We start from the raw sequence: 19210 nt of genomic DNA, 5'->3' as shown, positions 1-19210 counted from the left end.
CCGTTTTTTATCTTTTCTATCTATTCAGGTTTGATGGAGGCATTGGCGGCCTTCAGCTAAGCTGTGATCAGCAGCTTGGCTGACATTAGCAGCAAAAGTGGAAACACGCCGATAAAGTCTGTACAATTTCGCGCCTTGAATCTTCCCGCTATTTGGGGCCACCCTGGGTCAGCGTTTCCTGACATGCCGGGTGCATGATCAGTCATTTTTTAGTGAGGCGACAACCGATGACGAATGCCAAAATCAATCTGCTGGATTTCGATCGCGAAGGACTGCGGCAGTATTTTGCCGAAGAGCTGGGCGAAAAAGCCTTCCGCGCGGATCAGATCATGAAGTGGATGTATCATTTCGGTTGCGATGACTTTGATCAAATGACCAATATCAATAAGAAGCTGCGCGAGAAACTGAAAGCCGTGGCTGAGATTCGTGCCCCCTACGTATCTGAAGCGCAATACTCGTCAGACGGCACTATCAAGTGGGCCATGCGTGTCGGTGATCAGGATGTGGAAACTGTGTACATTCCCGATGATGACCGTGCCACCCTATGCGTGTCTTCCCAGGTAGGCTGTGCACTGGACTGTAAATTCTGCTCCACCGCGCAGCAAGGGTTTAACCGTAACCTGAAAGTGTCAGAAATTATCGGTCAGGTATGGCGCGCGGCCAAAGAGATTGGTGTTGAGAAAGAAACTGGCCGCCGTCCTATTACTAACGTGGTCATGATGGGCATGGGTGAGCCATTGCTGAACATGAAAAACCTGATTCCGTCACTGAAAATCATGCTCGATGATCTGGGGTTTGGTCTGTCGAAGCGCCGTGTCACTGTGTCAACGTCAGGCGTAGTATCCGGTCTTGAGCAGATGATAGGTAAGATAGATGTGGCACTGGCGATTTCTCTGCACGCCGGTAATGACCAGTTGCGTTCTGAAATCATGCCAATTAACGACAGGTACAATATCGAGACTTTCCTGGATGTGGTACGTCGCTATATCGCCTCGTCAAATGCCAACCGCGGCAAAGTCACTGTGGAATACATACTGCTGGATCATGTCAACGACGGCATGGAACATGCGCGGGAACTGGCACATACGCTGAAAGATACTCCAGCGAAAATTAACCTGATCCCTTTCAATCCGTATCCGGGCTCACCCTATCGTAAGCCAAGCAATTCACGGATTGACCGCTTTATGAAAACACTGATGGAGTACGACTTCACCGTGACTGTACGTAAAACGCGAGGTGATGATATCGACGCCGCCTGCGGACAATTGGTTGGTGATGTGATTGACCGCACAAAACGTACTCAGGCAAAACAAGCAAAAGGGGAACCAATCCCAGTAAAAGCGGTCTGATAACAATAACATAAAGCTCGAAATGGATGTGAGCAAGGAGTTGTTATGGTACGCTGGACCCTGTATCCGATCACAAGCGGCTTTATTGCCGCTTGTTTGCTTGTGGGCTGTGTAACCGTTGACCCGACAGCAAAGGAACGCAGTGTGGATCCCATTGCGGTGGCGGATGCCAGGATCACACTTGGACTCAGCTATCTTGAGCAAGGTCAGCGGCAGCGAGCACAGCAAAATTTACAGAAAGCCTTAGACGTTGCGCCGGATCACCCCAGAGCACAACTTGCCATGGCACATTATTACCAACAAGTGGGTGAAAACCGTTCAGCTGAAGCGCTCTATGTCCGAGCATTGCAATATTCCCCCAAAAATGGCGATGTGCTTAATAACTATGGTGTATTCTTGTGTAATGAAGCACGGTTTGATGAAGCAGATAACGCCTTTATGCGTGCTGTTTTACAGCCGGATTATTTTCAGGCTTCAGCGACATATGAAAATGCGGCTTTGTGCAGCATAAAACATGGTGATGCGACACAAGCTGCAGATTATTTCAGAAAAGCATTGGATCATGAGCCTTACCGTCCGCTGTCTATGTTGCAGCTGGCAAGACTGGAGTTGACTGGTGGTGATTACCGGCAGGCAGAGGCCAGACTGGATGCATTCAGTCTGCGATACGGAGAGACTGCTGATAGTCTTGTTCTTAAAATTCAGTCGTCACGCCAGAGCGGTCGCCTTGATCGGGTGGAAAAATATGCCGAATTGTTGCGACAACAATTTCCTGATTCTCAGCAATATCAGAATTATCTAGCCAATGAATACTGAACAGAACGAAGAACGAGTAACGGAAGACGTCATTCGTCCCGGAGATATGCTTCGTCAGGCGCGTGAGCAGCTTGGCTATTCTCAAAAGGATGTAGCGAGCCGACTGCGCTTGCGGATGTCTGTAATCGATGACATTGAAAACAACCGCTTTGATGAAGCTCAGATGGCCACTTTTACCCGTGGTTATGTTCGCTCGTATGCGAAATTTGTCGGTCTTGATGTCAACGAAATACTGAGCAAGCTTGAAAGCATTGGGCAGGGCCAGCCACAAGCCCAGACGATGCAAAGCTTTTCCCGTAAAACCAAACGAGATAAACATGATAACCGTGTCATGGGCCTGACCTGGCTTCTGGGGGCCGTGATTGTCGGTATGACAGCGGCCTGGTGGTGGCAGACAGAGCAAAAAACGGAAACACCGGTTATCTCTGAGCAAGTGTCGCAGGGTAACCCGCCACTGGATGAATCACTGGCCGGTACCGTCGATGACATGGCGGGAACGCTGAATACAGACGACGTGAGCGCGATTGCGGAAGGAGCAACGCAAGAAAGTCCCGTTGACGACTCATACAGCGATGCTGCCGGTAGTGATGATTTACCGCTCAACACCTTCGATGAAGCCGCCAACAATACTGCCAGCGAGACTATGCCTGCGGACAGTGTGATTGATGATGAAGGCAATGTGCTCTTTGATGAAGCCAATGACTCACTGATTGCCGGTGCAGCCCCGGTTGCGGAAGAAGCGCCGGCACCTGATCTGCAACTGACCTTTACGGGTGACTGCTGGATTGATATCCGTGATGCCAATGGCAAACAACTTGATACAGGTATCAAATCCAGCGGCGATGTTATCTCTCTTGATGGACAGGCTCCGTTTAAGATAGTGCTCGGTGCGCCGAGTGTTGTTACAATGAGCTTCAAAGGTGAACCAGTTGATCTGAGCGGCTATCCGGCTGGCAGAGTCGCCAGGTTGAAGTTGCCGTTGTAAACAGAGAATGAAAGATGCATAACGAGTCTCCGATCAAACGTCGTCCTTCCACCCGAATTTATGTGGGTAAGGTGCCAATTGGTGATGGTGCACCGATTGCGGTGCAGTCAATGACCAACACCCGTACCACAGATGTGGCAGCGACAGTTGCACAAATCCGCGCACTGGAAAAAGTCGGTGCAGATATTGTCCGTGTTTCCGTACCAACAATGGACGCGGCTGAAGCTTTTAAAGCGATTAAGCAGCAGGTGAATCTGCCTTTGGTGGCCGATATTCATTTTGATTACCGCATTGCGTTGAAAGTGGCGGAATATGGCGTGGACTGTCTGCGCATCAACCCGGGTAATATCGGTCGTGAAGATCGTATCCGTGCTGTGGTGGACTGTGCTCGCGACAACAATATCCCGATCCGAATCGGGGTAAACGGTGGCTCGCTGGAAAAAGATATCCAGCAGAAATACGGTGAGCCGACACCTGATGCGCTGGTGGAATCAGCGATGCGTCATGTTGAGATCCTGGATCGGCTGAATTTTGATCAATTCAAAGTCAGTGTTAAAGCGTCTGACGTATTTCTGGCTGTGGAGTCGTACCGCAGGCTGGCAAAGCAAATCAAACAACCTTTGCATTTGGGTATCACTGAAGCCGGTGGCGCGCGTGCCGGCGCGGTGAAATCTGCTGTTGGCCTGGGCATGCTGCTGGCTGAAGGTATTGGCGATACGCTGCGCATCTCTTTGGCGGCTGACCCCATCGAAGAAATTAAAGTCGGTTTTGATATCCTGAAATCTCTGCGTATCCGTTCCCGCGGCATTAATTTTATTGCCTGCCCAACCTGTTCACGTCAGGAATTTGATGTGATTGGCACAGTCAACGAGCTGGAACAGCGTCTGGAAGATATCACTATCCCCATGGACGTCTCTGTTATTGGTTGTGTGGTTAACGGACCGGGCGAAGCCGAAGTGTCCCATATGGGCATTGCCGGCGGTAACCGCAAGAGCGCCTTCTATGAAGACGGTGTGCGCCAGAAAGAGCGTTTTGATAATGACAATGTGATCGATCAGCTGGAAACCAAGATTCGGGCCAAAGCGTCGATGATGGATCAGCGAAACCGGATTGACATCATCGAAAAGTAAGCTTTTTCTGTCTGACTTACCCCGGATTCCTTCGGGGTAAGGTTCACAACGTCCTGCATAACTTATATATTCAGTTCTATTCATTCGAACTTAATCCCCATCGGTTAATTGAGAATCAACGTGGCGAAACAAATTCAAGCAATTCGAGGCATGAACGATTGCCTCCCAACTCAGTCTCCACTTTGGCAGAAAGTGGAAAATACCGCGAAACAAGTCGTCAGCGCATACGGCTACAGTGAAGTCCGTATGCCGATTGTCGAGATGACGCATTTGTTTAAGCGCGCCATCGGTGAAGTGACCGATGTGGTCGAAAAGGAAATGTATACCTTTGAAGATCGCAACGGTGACAGCCTGACACTGCGTCCTGAAGGGACGGCAGGTTGTGTGCGTGCCGGTATCGAAAACGGCCTGCTGTACAATCAGGAACAGCGTTTATGGTACATGGGCCCCATGTTTCGCCATGAACGTCCGCAGAAAGGCCGTTATCGCCAGTTCCATCAGTTTGGTGTGGAAGTGTTTGGCATTGAAGGGCCGGATGTTGATGCCGAGCTGATCATGATGACGGCACGTTTGTGGCGTGAACTGGGCATTGATAAGCATGTGCGTCTGGAGCTGAACTCTATCGGCTCTTCTGAAGCCCGTGCTGCGTATCGCGATGCTTTGATCGCTTTCCTTGAGCAGCATCTGGATGTGCTCGATGAAGACAGCAAGCGCCGTATGTACACCAATCCTCTGCGAGTGCTGGATACCAAAAATCAGGCCATACAAGCCATTCTGGCTGATGCGCCGAAGTTGTCTGACTATCTGGATGAGGATTCCAAGGCGCATTTTTCAGGTTTGTGTGAACTATTAGACGCTGCGGGTATCGAATACCAGGTAAATGAACGCCTTGTGCGTGGCTTGGATTATTATAACCGCACTGTTTTTGAGTGGATCACCGACAGTCTGGGTGCCCAGGGCACCATATGTGGCGGTGGCCGCTATGACGGTATGGTTGAACAGCTGGGCGGTAAAGCGACGCAAGGCGTGGGCTTTGCTATGGGTCTGGAGCGTCTGGTACTGATGCTGGAAACCCTGGAGCTGACTGACGTTCGCCGCAGTGTGGATGTTTACGTAGTGACTGCCGGTGAAGGTACACTGATGGCAGGTATGAAGCTGGCTGAAACCCTGCGCGAAGCCGTACCTGGACTGAGAGTGATGAACCACTTTGGTGGCGGCAACTTTAAGAAACAGTTTAAGCGTGCAGATAACGTGGGGGCGATTGTTGCTCTGGTTCTGGGCGAGAACGAAATTGCAGAAGGCACTGTAGTCGTTAAGGATCTCCGTGGCGGTGAGCAGCAAACATTGGCTCAGGCAGAGGTTGCCGCAAAGCTGGCAGAATTGATTTAAGAGAGGACAGGACGTGGACGTCAATACCACAGAAGAGCAACAGATTGAATCCATCAAAGCATGGATGAAAGAGAACGGCAAAGCCGTTGTGCTTGGTGCCGTACTTGGCCTGGGCGGCCTGTATGGCTGGCGTTATTATCAGGGAGAGGTGCTGGCTGCTAAGGAACAGGCTTCTGAAGCTTATACTCAGACTGTACAGGCTCTGGCCAGTGGCAGCGACGATGCTATCAGTCAGACTCAGACATTTATCAACGATAACCCAAGCAGTCAGTATGCGGTGCTGGCTGCATTGCAACTGGCCAAAGTGCAGGTTGAGAAAGGTGAGTTGGACGCTGCTGCAGAGCAGTTAAACTGGGCTATCAGTCACACAGAGGATGTCGCTCTGTTGCCTGTGGCCCACACCCGTCTGGCGCGAATTCTGGCGGCTCAGCAGTCTTACGACAATGCATTGGCGGAGCTGGATAAAGTGAAAGCGGAAAGCTGGCAGGGGAAAGTGGCTGAACTGCGCGGTGATATTTTGCTGCAGAAAGGGGATAAATCAGGGGCTCGTGATGCTTATATCAGCGCACAGCAACTGGGTGCATCTCCGGCGCTGCAAATTAAACTTGACGACCTGGCCCAGTAAAGGCGACAGAGTATGCGAAAGCTATTGAAGCAAGCTGTAGCGCTCGCTGTCGCTATTGGTGTACTAAGCGGCTGTGCCAGTGAAGAAGAAGCGGTGCAAATGGCGCCTCTTCCTGCGGTTGAAAACCAGTTCACGCCTGTTCAGGACTGGACACGCAATATTGATGACGGCGTACAGCATTATTACTCGCGTCTGTCGCCGGTGACGGGATACGGGAAGTTGTTTGTTGCCAACCGGGAAGGCAAGGTGGAAGCCTTAGATCCGACAACGGGTAAGATCGTGTGGGAGCACGAGATCACCGGCGGCGGCAATGCTAAGTTGTCTGGCGGCCTGACGGTGGCTTACAACAAAGTCTTTATCGGCAGTGAAAATGCTGAAGTCATTGCGCTGGATGCCGAAACCGGTGAACAAGCCTGGCGTGTCGGTATCGATGGTGAAGTGCTGGCTAAACCACTGGCGGACGAAGGCCTGCTGCTGGTGAACACCAGCCGCGGCATTCTTCAGGCCTTAGATGCAGAAACCGGGGCGTCTAAATGGCAAATCAGCAGCGAAGTGCCATCGTTGACACTGCGGGGTGACAGCTCTCCTGTGTCTATCTCCGGCGGGGTATTCTGGGGGCAGGCCAACGGCCGGCTGGCGGGGGCTTTCATTCGTAACGGTCAGCTATTGTGGCAACAGCCTATTGGCCAGCCCCAGGGAGCGACGGAAATTGATCGCCTGGTCGACGTCGATGCGGCACCTGTGATTGACGGTGACCGCCTGTATGCTGCCGGTTACAACGGCAATCTGGTATCCATTGATCTGCGTAGTGGCCAGCAGGTGTGGAAACGTAACTACTCTTCTGCCACTGACTTTGTGATCGACAGTGGTCTGCTGTTTCTGGTAACGGCAGAGGATCACCTGGTCGCCGTGGATATTCGCAGTGGCACAGAGCTGTGGCAAAATACTGAGCTGGCTCACCGCATCCTCAGTGCACCGTCTGTGATCAATGGGAAGTTAGTACTGGGCGACAGCCTGGGCTATCTGCACTGGCTGGATACCCGCACGGGTGAATTTCTTGCCCAGCAGCAAACGGATGGCAGTGGCATTGCTATTCCGCCTTTAGCGCTGTCAGATGGCTACCTGGTGGTGACCCGAGAAGGCAAATTGAGCAAAATGCATTTGCCTTAGTCACAGGCATATTCTGTGATAAGATTAACGCTTCGGCTCCTGTTTGTATTCACATCAGGGGCCGTTGTTATTCTACCCTTGACGTAGTGATTGTCGTTTGAGACAGACATTACTGTCATTAAGATGATGAAAAAGATAGAGGTAAACTCATTATGATTCCTGTAGTTGCCCTTGTCGGGCGCCCGAATGTGGGTAAATCGACGTTGTTTAACCGTCTTACCCGCACCCGGGATGCGCTGGTCGCTGACTTTCCTGGCCTAACCAGGGATCGTAAGTACGGTCGAGCAGAGCTCGAAGAGAACGAATTCATTGTCATCGACACCGGCGGTATTGATGGTTCCGAGGAAGGTGTAGAGAGCAAAATGGCGGAGCAATCGCTGACCGCCATCGAAGAAGCAGACGTTGTGCTGTTTCTGGTTGATGGCCGTGCAGGCCTTACTGCTTCGGATGAAGCCATTGCCAAGCACCTTCGCAGCCGGCAGAAGCCGACATTTTTGGTCGTGAACAAGATTGACGGTATTGATGCCGACAGCGCCTGTGCGGATTTCTGGCAGCTGGGCGTGGATGACATGTATCAGATCGCTGCAGCGCAGAACCGTGGTGTGACGGCACTGATGGAGCGTGCACTGGCGCCTTTCGTTGAAGAATGGAAAGCACGCCAGGCCGAGGAAGAGGACGGCTTTGTCGATATCGAAAGCCTGGATTCCGCCGATGCCATCGAAAAGGCTAACCTGACAGAAGAAGATGCAGAAGCGGCCTATAAGCGACTGCAGGAGCAACCTATCAAACTGGCGATCATCGGTCGCCCGAATGTGGGTAAATCGACTCTGACTAACCGGATACTCGGTGAAGAGCGTGTTGTTGTTTACGACATGCCCGGCACCACTCGCGACTCCATTTACATTCCGATGGAGCGGGACGGTCAGGAGTACGTGCTGATTGACACCGCAGGTGTGCGTCGCCGTAAGAATATGCATGAAGCGGTAGAGAAATTCTCGGTTATCCAGACACTGAAAGCCGTTGAAGATGCCAACGTGGTACTGCTGATCATTGATGCCCGTGAAAATATTTCGGATCAGGATTTGAGCCTGCTTGGTTTTGCGCTCAATTCCGGCCGTTCGCTGGTTATTGCAGTGAACAAATGGGATGGTCTGGATAACGAAGTCAAAGAGCGGGTGAAATCAGAGCTTGATCGCCGGCTTGGCTTTGTCGATTTTGCCCGAATTCACTTTATTTCTGCCCTGCACGGCACGGGAGTTGGCCACTTGTACGAATCTGTGAAGGAAGCGTACCAGTCGGCGACTAAGCGTATCAGTACCTCCCTGCTGACCCGTATTATGCAAATGGCGCAGGATGACCATCAGCCGCCTATGATCCGCGGCCGCCGGGTGAAACTGAAATATGCTCACGCAGGGGGTTATAATCCGCCCATCGTTGTGGTGCATGGTAACCAGGTCAATGACTTACCGGGTTCCTATAAGCGTTATCTGATGAACTACTTCCGTAAGACACTGGACATGATGGGGACACCGATCCGGATTCATTTCCATAACAGTGATAACCCTTATGGCAATGAAAAACGTCAGAAGCTGACTGTGTCTCAGGAGCGGCAGCGTAAGCGCCTGACCAATGCCCTGAAGAACAGGGACCGCAACCAGTAAACACCCAGACCCGGCTGATAAAGCCGGGTTTTTTTTGATCATAGAAAACCGGCTGAGGATCATAGTGCCGGGGGAAAGGGATCGATGAACGCAGATTATCCTGTTGGCAGACTTGTTTTTGATCGTATCACTATGACGCTAAATACCTGTAAATACAGCACTGACAGGCGAGCAAGCGATCTGATTGTGAATTTCTACATATGCTGGATCTTATCAAAACGGTATACTTATAAAGATTTTTGTTCTGTTTAAAATCCATATACAGAACATGTAACTTATGCTTTCGGGAACTGTATTGATAAATGTTCTTTTTGGAGGTGATCGCTGATCAGCCGGGACTTTGTCGTTGATCAAGCCACTGTTGCCGATCTCTGCTATTGATACACTTAAGCAGATAACACTGATCTGCACACCCAGGAGCGTGCGATATGTCTCAACCACTTTGTCCGGCATGCCGGTTAAATCTTGTCTGGCAGTATCAAGGCTATTTTTGTCCTCACTGCGAACGCCGGGCGATAAAACATGCCACGTGTCATGATTGCGGACACCCGTTAGAAAGGCTCAATGCTTGTGGTGCCGCCAACTATTTCTGCCCGCACTGCAATGAGCTCAAGTCAAAATCCCAAGCCTTGATCACTTTCACCCTGGCAGATAAAACCACGGAATGAGCTGTTACCATCAGTGCGAAAGCCGATCTGTGACGGTTTTTCTCACTTTTTACGGCATGAACCATACTCATCTATAGCCAATTCTACTTCTTTGATTTATTCTCATTTGCTAATAGTTATCATTTGTGAAGATCAGGAAAAGGATTCCGGTATGGATAAGCAGCGTCCGCTGCTGACGGTAGACAAGCTGTCAGTATCATTCACCATGGAGACAGGCATCGTTGATGCGGTAAAGCAAATCAGCTTTAGTGTGGATAAAGGCCAGACCCTGGCACTGGTGGGGGAGTCCGGTTCAGGCAAATCCGTCACCTCTGGCGCTGTCATGGGGCTGCTGCCGAAAAATGCCTGGGTCGATCCCGACAGCCAGATTCATTTTCAGGGAACCGATTTGTTATCGCTGCCGGAAAACGTGCTGCGGGGCTACCGAGGCGGCAAGATAGCCATGATCTTTCAGGAGCCTATGACTTCACTCAATCCCTATATGCCGATTGGGGAGCAAGTGGCTGAAGCGATCCGCTGTCACCGCGATGTCACGCGAAAAGAGGCGATGGAAGAAACGCTGGCGCTCTTTGAGCGGGTACAGCTTCCTGAGCCGCGCAAGCGGCTTCGTCACTATCCTCATGAATTCTCCGGCGGGCAGCTGCAGCGGATCATGATAGCCATGGCACTGGCCAATAAGCCCGACCTGCTGATCGCGGATGAGCCGACCACAGCGCTGGATGTCACAGTACAGGCGGAGGTGCTGTCGTTACTTAAAGAAATCCAGGCTGAGATGGGAATGGCTATTCTGTTCATCACCCATGACCTTGGTGTGGTGCGCCATTTTGCTGATGATGTGGTGGTGATGTGTAAAGGGGAAGTGGTTGAGGCCGGTCATGTTGACAAGGTCTTCCATGCACCAGAGCATCCGTACACCAAAATGCTGCTCGACGCTGAGCCTAAGCCGGGCGAGGTGAGTGATAAGCATCACGCCCCCGTTGTCTTAGACGCCCAGAATATCAAAGTCAGCTATGTGCTGAAGTCGAACTGGCTGGGCCAGCCGATCGAACATCTGGATGCGGTGAAGGGCATCAGTGTGACATTGCGGCAGGGAGAAACGCTGGGAATCGTTGGTGAATCCGGTTCGGGGAAATCCACGCTCGGCCGCGCTCTGATGCAGTTGCTGCCGTTTAGCGGTACTGTCAGCTTTGATGGCAGGAAACTGGGCGAAATGACGGCCAGAGAGCGTTTTGAACTCAAACGTCACATGCAGATGGTCTTTCAGGACCCTTATGGTTCACTGTCACCCCGGATGACCATTGGTGAGATCATCACTGAGCCTCTGACTGTTTTTGCCCAGATGACAAAAAGTGAGCGCGTCCAGAAAGCGCGAAAAGCGCTGGATGAGGTGCGCATGGATCCCGCCAGCATCAATCGCTATCCGCATGAGTTTTCCGGCGGTCAGCGACAGCGGATTGCGATTGCCCGCGCCTTGGTTTCTGAGCCTAAGTTTATTCTGCTGGATGAACCGACATCGGCGTTAGACCGCTCGGTACAGCTTACCGTGCTGGAGCTGCTCAAAGACATTCAGCGTCGCCATAATATCGGTTATGTGTTTATCAGCCATGATCTGGCCGTTGTGCGTGCCATTTCAGACCATGTGATGGTAATGCAGCGTGGTGAGGTGGTCGAGCAGGGCACGTCTGAGCAGATTTTTGACCACCCGCAGCAGGCGTATACCCAACGTCTGATCAGCGCCTGCATGTTGGTGGAAGACGCTGCCTGACAGGATGAGCGGCGACGCTAGTCGCTGACGATGGAGCGTATATTACCATCGGCCAGCGTGGTTTGCAGTGTATCACCGGTGTTAACCTGGCGGGTACTGCGGATCACCTGGCCGCTCTCGTTACGGGTAATGGAATAGCCCCGGGCCAGAGTCGCCAGCGGGCTGACAGCATCGAGTTTTTCAGTTGCCAGAGCAAGCTGGTGACTGGCTTTAACAAGCCGGCGGTCCATGGCATTGAGTAAACGACGCTGGTTGGTGGCAAGCTGAGTACTTAACCGTTCCAGCTGATGGGCCGGTGAATGCAGTGCCAGTTTATAATCACTGCGGTGCAGGTGCTGCTGCCTGTCAGACACTTGCTTGCGCATCGCCCGCTCCAGACGGCTGCGAAGCTCATCCAGGCGTTGGCTTTGCTGGTTAAGCTGTACTTGCGGATGCTGGCGATCCAGCCTGTGCTGCCAGCGAACGAGCTGGCTTTGCCTGACGGACAGATAGTGCCGCATCGCATGCCGCAGCTGTTGCTGGTGCTGATGGATTTTCTGCATCTGTGCGCTGAGATCGCGGCTGACCAGTTCGGCGGCGGCGGAAGGTGTGGGCGCCCGCATGTCGGCGACAAAATCTGCGATAGTGACATCCACTTCATGACCGACCGCACTGATAATGGGGATCTGGCTGGCTGCGATGGTGCGGGCCACAATTTCCTCGTTAAACGCCCATAAATCTTCCAGTGAGCCGCCGCCACGTCCCACAATCAGTACATCACATTCCTGACGTGTGTTGGCGCGGCCTATGGCCTGCGCAATCGAGATAGCGGCGCCTTCGCCCTGCACCATAGTGGGGTAGATAACCACGGGCAGACTGGGATCCCGGCGCTTGAGCACCTGGAGAATATCGTGCAGGGCAGCCCCGGTTTTTGAGGTGATAATGCCCACCCGTTTCGGTTGTTCAGGCAGCGTTTTTTTCAGCGTCTGGGCAAACAATCCTTCTGCTGCCAACTGCATTTTCAGTTTTTCGAACTGCTGTTGCAGCCGGCCATCCCCTTCGGGCTGCATACTGTCGATAATCAGCTGATAATCGCCCCGGGGCTCGTACAGTGACAGCCGGGCTTTCACTAATACCTGGTTGCCGTTCGCCGGGCGAAAGGTGACACGCTGGTTATTGCCGCGGAACATGGCGCATTTAACCTGTGCCCGCGCGTCTTTCAGGGTGAAATACCAGTGACCGGACACCGGCGCTGAAAAGTTAGACAATTCACCGACCAGCCAGACAACCCCCATTTCATTCTCAAGCAAAAGGCGAACCTGAGCATTCAGACTGGACACTGTATAGATACGCGAATTCTGGGATGAGGCAGTACTGTAAAGACTCACGACAAGGAAACCTGTGGTTGCAGGACATTAATTCAGAAGAGGATGGTGCACGATTTTGATAGCAGTATCAAATGAATGTAGCCGCAAGAATGGTTGGAAAGCGTACAGGCGCAGAAAGGCCCTGAACTGCGGCCCGCAGCTTGGTCACTTAAACCGGAATATATTACGTATCAACGGAAAAGTGTCAATAAAAAAGATTTAATTTTTTCTAGCCAAACGTTTGCTTCGTACGTATAATTTGTTCGCAATATTTTATCCCTTCTTTAAAACCATACATGGTGTGAGATATTGCGATGTTACGTATCAAACAAGAAGCTTTGACCTTTGACGATGTCCTGCTAGTTCCGGCACATTCGACTGTTCTTCCTAACACTGCCGATCTGCGCACCCGTCTGACCAAGACCATTACTCTGAATATCCCTATGGTATCTGCCTCCATGGATACAGTAACGGAAGGCCGACTGGCAATTGCGTTGGCCCAGGAAGGGGGAATTGGCTTTATTCACAAGAATATGTCAATTGAGCAACAGGCACGTGAAGTGCGCATGGTGAAGAAATTTGAAGCCGGTGTCGTGCAGGAACCGGTGACGGTGAAGCCTTACCAAACCATTTCTGATGTGAAACGTCTGACGGAAGAAAACGGCTTTGCCGGTTTCCCCGTTGTGGATGACAACCACGCGCTGGTGGGTATTATTACCGGCCGGGATATCCGTTTCGTGACCGATCTGACACAGAAAGTAGAAAGCGTGATGACATCGAAAGAGCGTCTCGCCTCTGTGACGGAAGGTGCTTCCCGTGAAGAAGTTGAAGCCGTGATGCAAGCGCATCGCGTCGAGAAAGTACTGGTTGTCAATGACCAGTTCCAGCTTAAAGGCATGATCACTGCCAAAGACTTCCAGAAAGCCGAACGTAAGCCGAATGCCTGTAAAGATGAGCAGGGCCGTTTGCGTGTGGGTGCTGCTGTTGGCGCAGGTGCCGGTAACGAAGAGCGCGTGAAAGCGCTGGTAGAAGCCGGTGTCGATGTACTGCTGATTGACTCGTCTCACGGTCACTCTGAAGGCGTACTGCAGCGTATCCGCGAAACCCGCGCGGCTTTCCCTGATCTGCCGATTGTCGGCGGTAATGTTGCTACGGCAGAAGGGGCGCGTGCTCTGATCGAAGCCGGTGTCAGTGCAGTGAAAGTGGGTATTGGCCCGGGCTCGATCTGTACAACCCGTATCGTAACCGGCGTGGGTGTACCTCAAATTACGGCAATTGCTGATGCAGCGGCTGTTGCTAATGAATATGATATTCCTGTGATTGCCGACGGCGGTATCCGTTTCTCCGGTGACATGTGTAAAGCCATTGCGGCGGGCGCATCCTGCGTTATGGTCGGCTCTATGTTTGCCGGTACTGATGAAGCGCCGGGTGAAGTCGAGTTGTACCAGGGCCGTGCCTACAAATCATACCGTGGTATGGGCTCTCTGGGTGCGATGTCTAAAGGATCTTCTGATCGTTACTTCCAGACAGACAATGCGGCTGACAAGCTGGTACCTGAAGGTATTGAAGGACGTGTCGCTTATAAAGGTCATCTGAAAGAAATCGTACACCAGCAAATGGGCGGCCTGCGCTCAAGCATGGGCCTGACCGGCTCGCCAACGATTGAAGACCTGCGCACCAAAGCGGAATTTGTCCGCATCTCAGGTGCGGGTATGCAAGAGTCGCACGTTCACGATGTGACTATCACCAAAGAAGCGCCTAACTACCGTATGGGCTCATAACACACGGACTGGACCGGTTGCTGAGGCAGCCGGTCTGCGTTAATCCGACGATTTTTCCTGGGGTGGTGAGCCGCCCCTTTTGATTGCAATTGATATTTGAGACTGCCCGAATGACCACAAATATTCATGATCAACGTATTCTTATCCTGGACTTCGGTTCCCAATATACACAGCTGATCGCGCGTCGTATCCGTGAAATCGGTGTGTACTGCGAACTGTGGAGCTGGGATGTGGAAGAGGCGGATATCCGCGATTTCAATCCTAACGGTATTATCCTGTCTGGTGGTCCGGAGAGTGTTGCGGCAGAGAATTCACCTCGTGCTCCTCAGTATGTGTTTGAAGCCGGTGTGCCTGTTCTGGGTGTGTGTTACGGCATGCAGACCATGGCAGAGCAACTGGGCGGAAAAGTGGCCGGCTCTCACGTGCGTGAGTTTGGTTATGCGCAGGTTGAAGTGATTGAGCCAACGGCGCTGCTGAAAAATATTGAAGACGCTGTGGCAGAAGACGGTAACGCCCTGCTGGACGTCTGGATGAGCCACGGTGACAAAGTAGTCGAAATCCCTGCTGATTTCGTGAAAGTCGCCGCCACTGAAACCTGCCCGTACGCTGCGATGGCGAACGAAGAGAAACACTTCTACGGTGTGCAGTTCCACCCGGAAGTGACGCATACCCGTCAGGGCCTGCGTCTGCTGGAAAACTTTGTTCTCAACATCTGTGGCTGCGAGAAGCTGTGGACGCCTTCCACCATCATTGATGACGCTATTGCCCGCATCAAGGAGCAGGTGGGTGACGATGAAGTGATCCTGGGTCTGTCCGGCGGTGTTGATTCATCGGTTGTGGCTATGCTGATCCACCGTGCCATCGGCGACAAGCTGACCTGTGTGTTTGTCGATAACGGTCTGCTGCGTCTGAACGAAGGTGAGCAGGTGATGGAAATGTTCGGCGATCACTTTGGTCTGAACATTGTCCATGTCAATGCCGAAGAGCGTTTCCTGTCGGCACTGGCCGGCGAAGCGGATCCGGAAGCCAAGCGTAAGATCATCGGTCACGTGTTCGTTGACGTGTTCGATGAAGAATCGAAGAAACTGAAAAACGCCAAGTGGCTGGCACAGGGCACCATTTATCCGGACGTGATCGAATCTGCGGCGTCGAAAACCGGCAAAGCACATGTCATCAAGTCGCACCACAACGTAGGTGGTTTGCCGGAAGATATGGCTATGGGTCTGGTTGAGCCGCTCAAAGAGCTGTTCAAAGACGAAGTCCGTAAAATCGGCCTGGAGCTGGGTCTGCCGTACAACATGCTGTATCGCCACCCGTTCCCGGGACCAGGTCTGGGTGTGCGTGTACTGGGCGAAGTGAAGAAAGAATACTGCGACCTGCTGCGCCGTGCGGATGCTATCTTCATTGAAGAGCTGCACAAAGCGGATCTGTACAACAAAGTCTCTCAGGCCTTTACTGTCTTCCTGCCGGTACGTTCTGTCGGTGTAATGGGCGATGGCCGTAAGTACGACTGGGTGGTATCGCTGCGCGCGGTAGAAACCATCGACTTCATGACCGCACACTGGGCACACCTGCCATACGACTTCCTGGGCAAGGTATCCAACCGCATCATCAACGAAGTGGACGGTATCTCCCGCGTGGTTTACGACATCTCAGGTAAACCACCAGCGACGATTGAGTGGGAATAAGCGCTTTTCGGTTATAGTTAAAGCCCGCATGAGCGGGCTTTTTTGTGTTGAGTGATCTTGCATAAGGGATATATGGTTTCGATCAGTGTGAACGGTGACGACAAAACCAGTCAAATTAGTGATTGGAAGATATGGTGGGGGGAGCATGGGGGAGAGTTGATGTTGACTTGCTACTTTCCATCCGGCAAGTCTTACAGCAGGCCGCTCAGTAATTGCAAAATTGAACCCACAGAGATAGTACAAGGACAGCTCCTCTCTAAAGATGGGGGAAAAAGCTTCAGTGCCGTCGATAGAATGGAAATCTATGGCGGGAAGTATGCGGCCATTCAGTATCGTGGAAGTCAAAAAATCTACGTAATGAACGTAAATGGTATTTCCTTCAGTCCTGAAACGACGATGAAGAATGAGTCAGTATTTAACTATTTTGTCCGCGTGGCAAATTCCCGCGTAGATCGGGCGAAGCCGAAAGACAAGCCGATAGCTGAAAATGTGCTGCGTCAACTGAAAGCTGCACTTCCTCACGAGGACACCGCGCTGCACGCTTACTGCACTGGACAGAACCGTGCGCGGAAGCAGGCAATAAATTTCATTTACCCTTTTGGTGTCAACGAAAGCCAGCTAAAAGCAGTTGAGCAAGCTTTCACCTCGCAAATCAGTCTGATCGAAGGGCCCCCTGGTACGGGTAAGACTCAGACGATATTGAATATCATCGCCAACATTGTGTTGCGTGGAAATACCGTTGCCATTCTGTCTAATAACAACTCCGCAGTGGAAAATGTTTATGAAAAATTAGATAAGGCTGGGCTGGGTTATCTGTTTGCAAAGCTAGGCAGTGCGGATAATAGAGAGGACTTTTTTGGTAATTTACCTGCCATGCCATCAGATCCCCCTGCGCTTGCACCTTCTGTGGAACAAATTCAAGCTGTTCTGCAGACGCTGAAGTTGCATCTTCATGCTCAGAACGAGGTGGCGCGGCTACAGGCCGAGATTGACGAATTGACCATAGAGCATCGCTATCTGCTGCAATGGTACCGCGAAAATATAAAGGTGGGGCCTGTCTCTTTGGATAAGTACAGACTGTCTCCACTAAAATCATTGGACCTGATGGCGTATTTGGCTCATCTTTCCGAGAATCGCATCAGATTCAAAGACAGGATCGAGTTGCTGTTCAACTTCAAGATCCTGCGTACGAATCCGTTCAATGACTGGGAAAAGCGCAAGTCAGTGATCTATGCCTTGCAGCTTCACTATTACGAGAAAGTGCTGCGGGATAAGGAATCAGAGTTAGTCACCTACCGGGAAGTGTTGGAGCATGGTAACTTCAAGGCACAGCTGGATGATCTGGTGGCCGGGTCGATGCTATATCTTAAAAGTTATCTTCATCAGCATCTCCCTGCTCAGAATGCATTCGGTTCGAATAGTTATCGCAATAAATTTGATGAATTTGTACAACGTTTTCCGATTATTGGTAGCAGCACGCACTCCATTATCAACTCAATTGGCAAGGGTGCAATTCTCGACTATGTGATCATTGATGAAGCCTCACAGCAGGACATTGTTCCTGGGGTACTGGCGCTGGGCTGCGCCAGAAACCTGATTATAGTCGGTGACAGAAAGCAACTCCCACACATTCCGACGAAACAGGCTATCGTCCCGCCAGCTGAATTCTACGATTGCGAGAAATACAGTTTGCTTGATTCATGCGTTGGAGTTTTCAATGATTCGATACCGATGACGCTATTGAAAGAGCACTACAGGTGTCACCCCAGAATTATCCAATTCTGCAACCAGCAGTTTTACGACAACCAACTTATTCCGATGACAAAAGACGCTGGTGAAAAATCGTTGAAGCTGTTGGTTACCGCCAAAGGAAACCATACACGAGATAACTCGAATAGGAGAGAGTTGGATTCGTTACTTGAGACACTCAAATGGGATGGAGAAAGTGGTTGGGATGACGAGAATAGTAGGGGATTCATTGCCCCTTATAATGCACAGATCAGGCTTTCTTGCACTCATTTACCAGCTGATTTTGTCAAGGATACTGTGCACAAGTTTCAGGGGAGGGAATGCGATGAGATTGTATTTTCCACTGTGTTGGATAAGAAAGGTAGCCAGAGAAGTTTGAGTTTCGTGGATGATCCCTTCATGGTCAATGTTGCGGTATCGAGGGCCAAGAATACATTCACTCTTGTGACGGGTGATGATGTTTTTTCAGCGAACAACGGGCATATTGCCGCGCTGGTGCGATACATTGAGTACTACGCGGATGAGAAGCAGATCCATCGTGCCCCTGTCGTATCGGCGTTCGATTTACTTTATAAGGAATATGATCAATCACTGGAAAGGCTCAATGCCAGATTGAGGTCAAGCGATTCGCAATACAAATCTGAGCAGATCGTGGCGCAGATATTACGTGATGTACTGTCCCGAGAGGCATATAGGGCGATGACGTTCCACTCACAGATTGCTCTTATCCAATTGGCTTCCTTGGCCAACGAGGCATTGACACCGCGGGAGCGGGACTTTATGAGAAACCGTGCCAGTTGTGATTTTGTGTTCTATTTTAAAGTGGGAAAAATGCCGCTGGCCGTGATTGAGGTTGATGGCGGATATCATGACACAGCGCGGCAGGCCGAGAGGGATGCATTGAAAAATAGCATTCTGAGAAAAAGTGAAATCCCTTTGCTCCGATTACGAACCGTTGAGAGTCATATTGAAGTAAAAGTTGAGGAGTTTTTAGCTCGGTGGGCAAGCGGGGTTTCGTCGTTTGAGGGTAATGGTTGGTGATTTCGCCACAGAAAAATACATGCTGTCAATCCTGGGTGATAATTGAG

At 51.3% G+C, this 19210-nt stretch carries 14 protein-coding genes; 13 read left to right on the top strand and 1 reads right to left on the bottom strand.

The window, feature by feature from the left end:
- Positions 1 to 227: 227 nt before the first annotated feature.
- The 10 genes from rlmN (at position 228) to H511_RS0114460 (ending at position 11558) form a co-directional block, all read left to right on the top strand.
- Complete coding sequence (gene rlmN, locus H511_RS0114505; protein WP_027252953.1) at positions 228 to 1349, top strand: dual-specificity RNA methyltransferase RlmN; 1122 nt, start codon at positions 228 to 230, stop codon at positions 1347 to 1349.
- A gap of 45 nt (positions 1350 to 1394) precedes the next feature.
- Positions 1395 to 2165 (top strand): type IV pilus biogenesis/stability protein PilW, encoded by a 771-nt coding sequence (gene pilW / locus H511_RS0114500; RefSeq protein WP_051288204.1) that lies wholly within the window; start codon positions 1395 to 1397, stop codon positions 2163 to 2165.
- Positions 2155 to 3150, top strand: coding sequence for a cytoskeleton protein RodZ (gene rodZ / locus H511_RS0114495; protein WP_027252951.1), 996 nt, complete (start codon positions 2155 to 2157; stop codon positions 3148 to 3150). The genes pilW and rodZ overlap by 11 nt, the downstream gene beginning before the upstream one ends.
- A gap of 14 nt (positions 3151 to 3164) precedes the next feature.
- On the top strand, positions 3165 to 4280 hold the full coding sequence (gene ispG / locus H511_RS0114490) for a flavodoxin-dependent (E)-4-hydroxy-3-methylbut-2-enyl-diphosphate synthase (protein WP_027252950.1): 1116 nt from the start codon (positions 3165 to 3167) through the stop codon (positions 4278 to 4280).
- A 120-nt stretch (positions 4281 to 4400) separates the two neighbouring features.
- Positions 4401 to 5669, top strand: a complete 1269-nt coding sequence (gene hisS / locus H511_RS0114485) for a histidine--tRNA ligase (RefSeq protein WP_027252949.1) — start codon at positions 4401 to 4403, stop codon at positions 5667 to 5669.
- A gap of 13 nt (positions 5670 to 5682) precedes the next feature.
- Positions 5683 to 6294: a YfgM family protein gene (locus H511_RS0114480; RefSeq protein ID WP_027252948.1), complete on the top strand. Its 612-nt coding sequence runs from the start codon at positions 5683 to 5685 to the stop codon at positions 6292 to 6294.
- Positions 6295 to 6306: 12 nt separating this feature from the next.
- Positions 6307 to 7464 (top strand): outer membrane protein assembly factor BamB, encoded by a 1158-nt coding sequence (gene bamB, locus H511_RS0114475; protein WP_027252947.1) that lies wholly within the window; start codon positions 6307 to 6309, stop codon positions 7462 to 7464.
- Positions 7465 to 7616: 152 nt separating this feature from the next.
- Positions 7617 to 9125: a ribosome biogenesis GTPase Der gene (gene der / locus H511_RS0114470; RefSeq protein WP_027252946.1), complete on the top strand. Its 1509-nt coding sequence runs from the start codon at positions 7617 to 7619 to the stop codon at positions 9123 to 9125.
- Between the two features lie 428 nt (positions 9126 to 9553).
- Positions 9554 to 9793 (top strand): zinc ribbon domain-containing protein, encoded by a 240-nt coding sequence (locus H511_RS24460; RefSeq protein WP_081669288.1) that lies wholly within the window; start codon positions 9554 to 9556, stop codon positions 9791 to 9793.
- A gap of 151 nt (positions 9794 to 9944) precedes the next feature.
- The gene (locus H511_RS0114460) at positions 9945 to 11558 is read left to right on the top strand and encodes an ABC transporter ATP-binding protein (RefSeq protein WP_027252945.1); all 1614 of its coding nucleotides are present in this window, start codon (positions 9945 to 9947) and stop codon (positions 11556 to 11558) included.
- A 17-nt stretch (positions 11559 to 11575) separates the two neighbouring features.
- Here H511_RS0114460 and xseA read toward each other — a convergent pair whose 3' ends face one another.
- Positions 11576 to 12925 (bottom strand): exodeoxyribonuclease VII large subunit, encoded by a 1350-nt coding sequence (gene xseA, locus H511_RS0114455; protein ID WP_036759707.1) that lies wholly within the window; start codon positions 12923 to 12925, stop codon positions 11576 to 11578.
- A 293-nt stretch (positions 12926 to 13218) separates the two neighbouring features.
- On the opposite strand from xseA, the gene guaB reads away from it, so the two are divergent.
- The 3 genes from guaB (at position 13219) to H511_RS0114440 (ending at position 19163) form a co-directional block, all read left to right on the top strand.
- Positions 13219 to 14685, top strand: coding sequence for an IMP dehydrogenase (gene guaB, locus H511_RS0114450; protein ID WP_027252943.1), 1467 nt, complete (start codon positions 13219 to 13221; stop codon positions 14683 to 14685).
- A gap of 110 nt (positions 14686 to 14795) precedes the next feature.
- Positions 14796 to 16373 carry a glutamine-hydrolyzing GMP synthase gene (gene guaA / locus H511_RS0114445; protein ID WP_027252942.1) on the top strand — a complete coding sequence of 526 codons (1578 nt, stop codon included), beginning with the start codon at positions 14796 to 14798 and terminating at the stop codon, positions 16371 to 16373.
- A gap of 72 nt (positions 16374 to 16445) precedes the next feature.
- A complete protein-coding gene (locus tag H511_RS0114440) occupies positions 16446 to 19163 on the top strand; it encodes an AAA domain-containing protein (RefSeq protein WP_027252941.1) in 2718 nt (905 codons plus the stop codon).
- The last annotated feature ends 47 nt before the right edge of the window (positions 19164 to 19210 follow it).

It is taken from the genome of Photobacterium halotolerans DSM 18316, from assembly GCF_000425165.1.
Taxonomy (GTDB): domain Bacteria; phylum Pseudomonadota; class Gammaproteobacteria; order Enterobacterales; family Vibrionaceae; genus Photobacterium; species Photobacterium halotolerans.
Note: the sequence above shows the minus strand (reverse complement) of the source record. Positions and strands in the feature narration are given on the sequence as shown.

What these genes read in the sequence shown, in the direction of transcription:
- H511_RS0114460 (WP_027252945.1), top strand. Translation starts at nt 9,945, where the DNA reads ATGGATAAGCAGCGTCCGCTGCTGACGGTAGACAAGCTGTCAGTATCA.
- ispG (WP_027252950.1), top strand. Translation starts at nt 3,165, where the DNA reads ATGCATAACGAGTCTCCGATCAAACGTCGTCCTTCCACCCGAATTTAT.
- rlmN (WP_027252953.1), top strand. Translation starts at nt 228, where the DNA reads ATGACGAATGCCAAAATCAATCTGCTGGATTTCGATCGCGAAGGACTG.
- H511_RS24460 (WP_081669288.1), top strand. Translation starts at nt 9,554, where the DNA reads ATGTCTCAACCACTTTGTCCGGCATGCCGGTTAAATCTTGTCTGGCAG.
- bamB (WP_027252947.1), top strand. Translation starts at nt 6,307, where the DNA reads ATGCGAAAGCTATTGAAGCAAGCTGTAGCGCTCGCTGTCGCTATTGGT.
- pilW (WP_051288204.1), top strand. Translation starts at nt 1,395, where the DNA reads ATGGTACGCTGGACCCTGTATCCGATCACAAGCGGCTTTATTGCCGCT.
- H511_RS0114440 (WP_027252941.1), top strand. Translation starts at nt 16,446, where the DNA reads ATGGTTTCGATCAGTGTGAACGGTGACGACAAAACCAGTCAAATTAGT.
- guaB (WP_027252943.1), top strand. Translation starts at nt 13,219, where the DNA reads ATGTTACGTATCAAACAAGAAGCTTTGACCTTTGACGATGTCCTGCTA.
- rodZ (WP_027252951.1), top strand. Translation starts at nt 2,155, where the DNA reads ATGAATACTGAACAGAACGAAGAACGAGTAACGGAAGACGTCATTCGT.
- guaA (WP_027252942.1), top strand. Translation starts at nt 14,796, where the DNA reads ATGACCACAAATATTCATGATCAACGTATTCTTATCCTGGACTTCGGT.
- der (WP_027252946.1), top strand. Translation starts at nt 7,617, where the DNA reads ATGATTCCTGTAGTTGCCCTTGTCGGGCGCCCGAATGTGGGTAAATCG.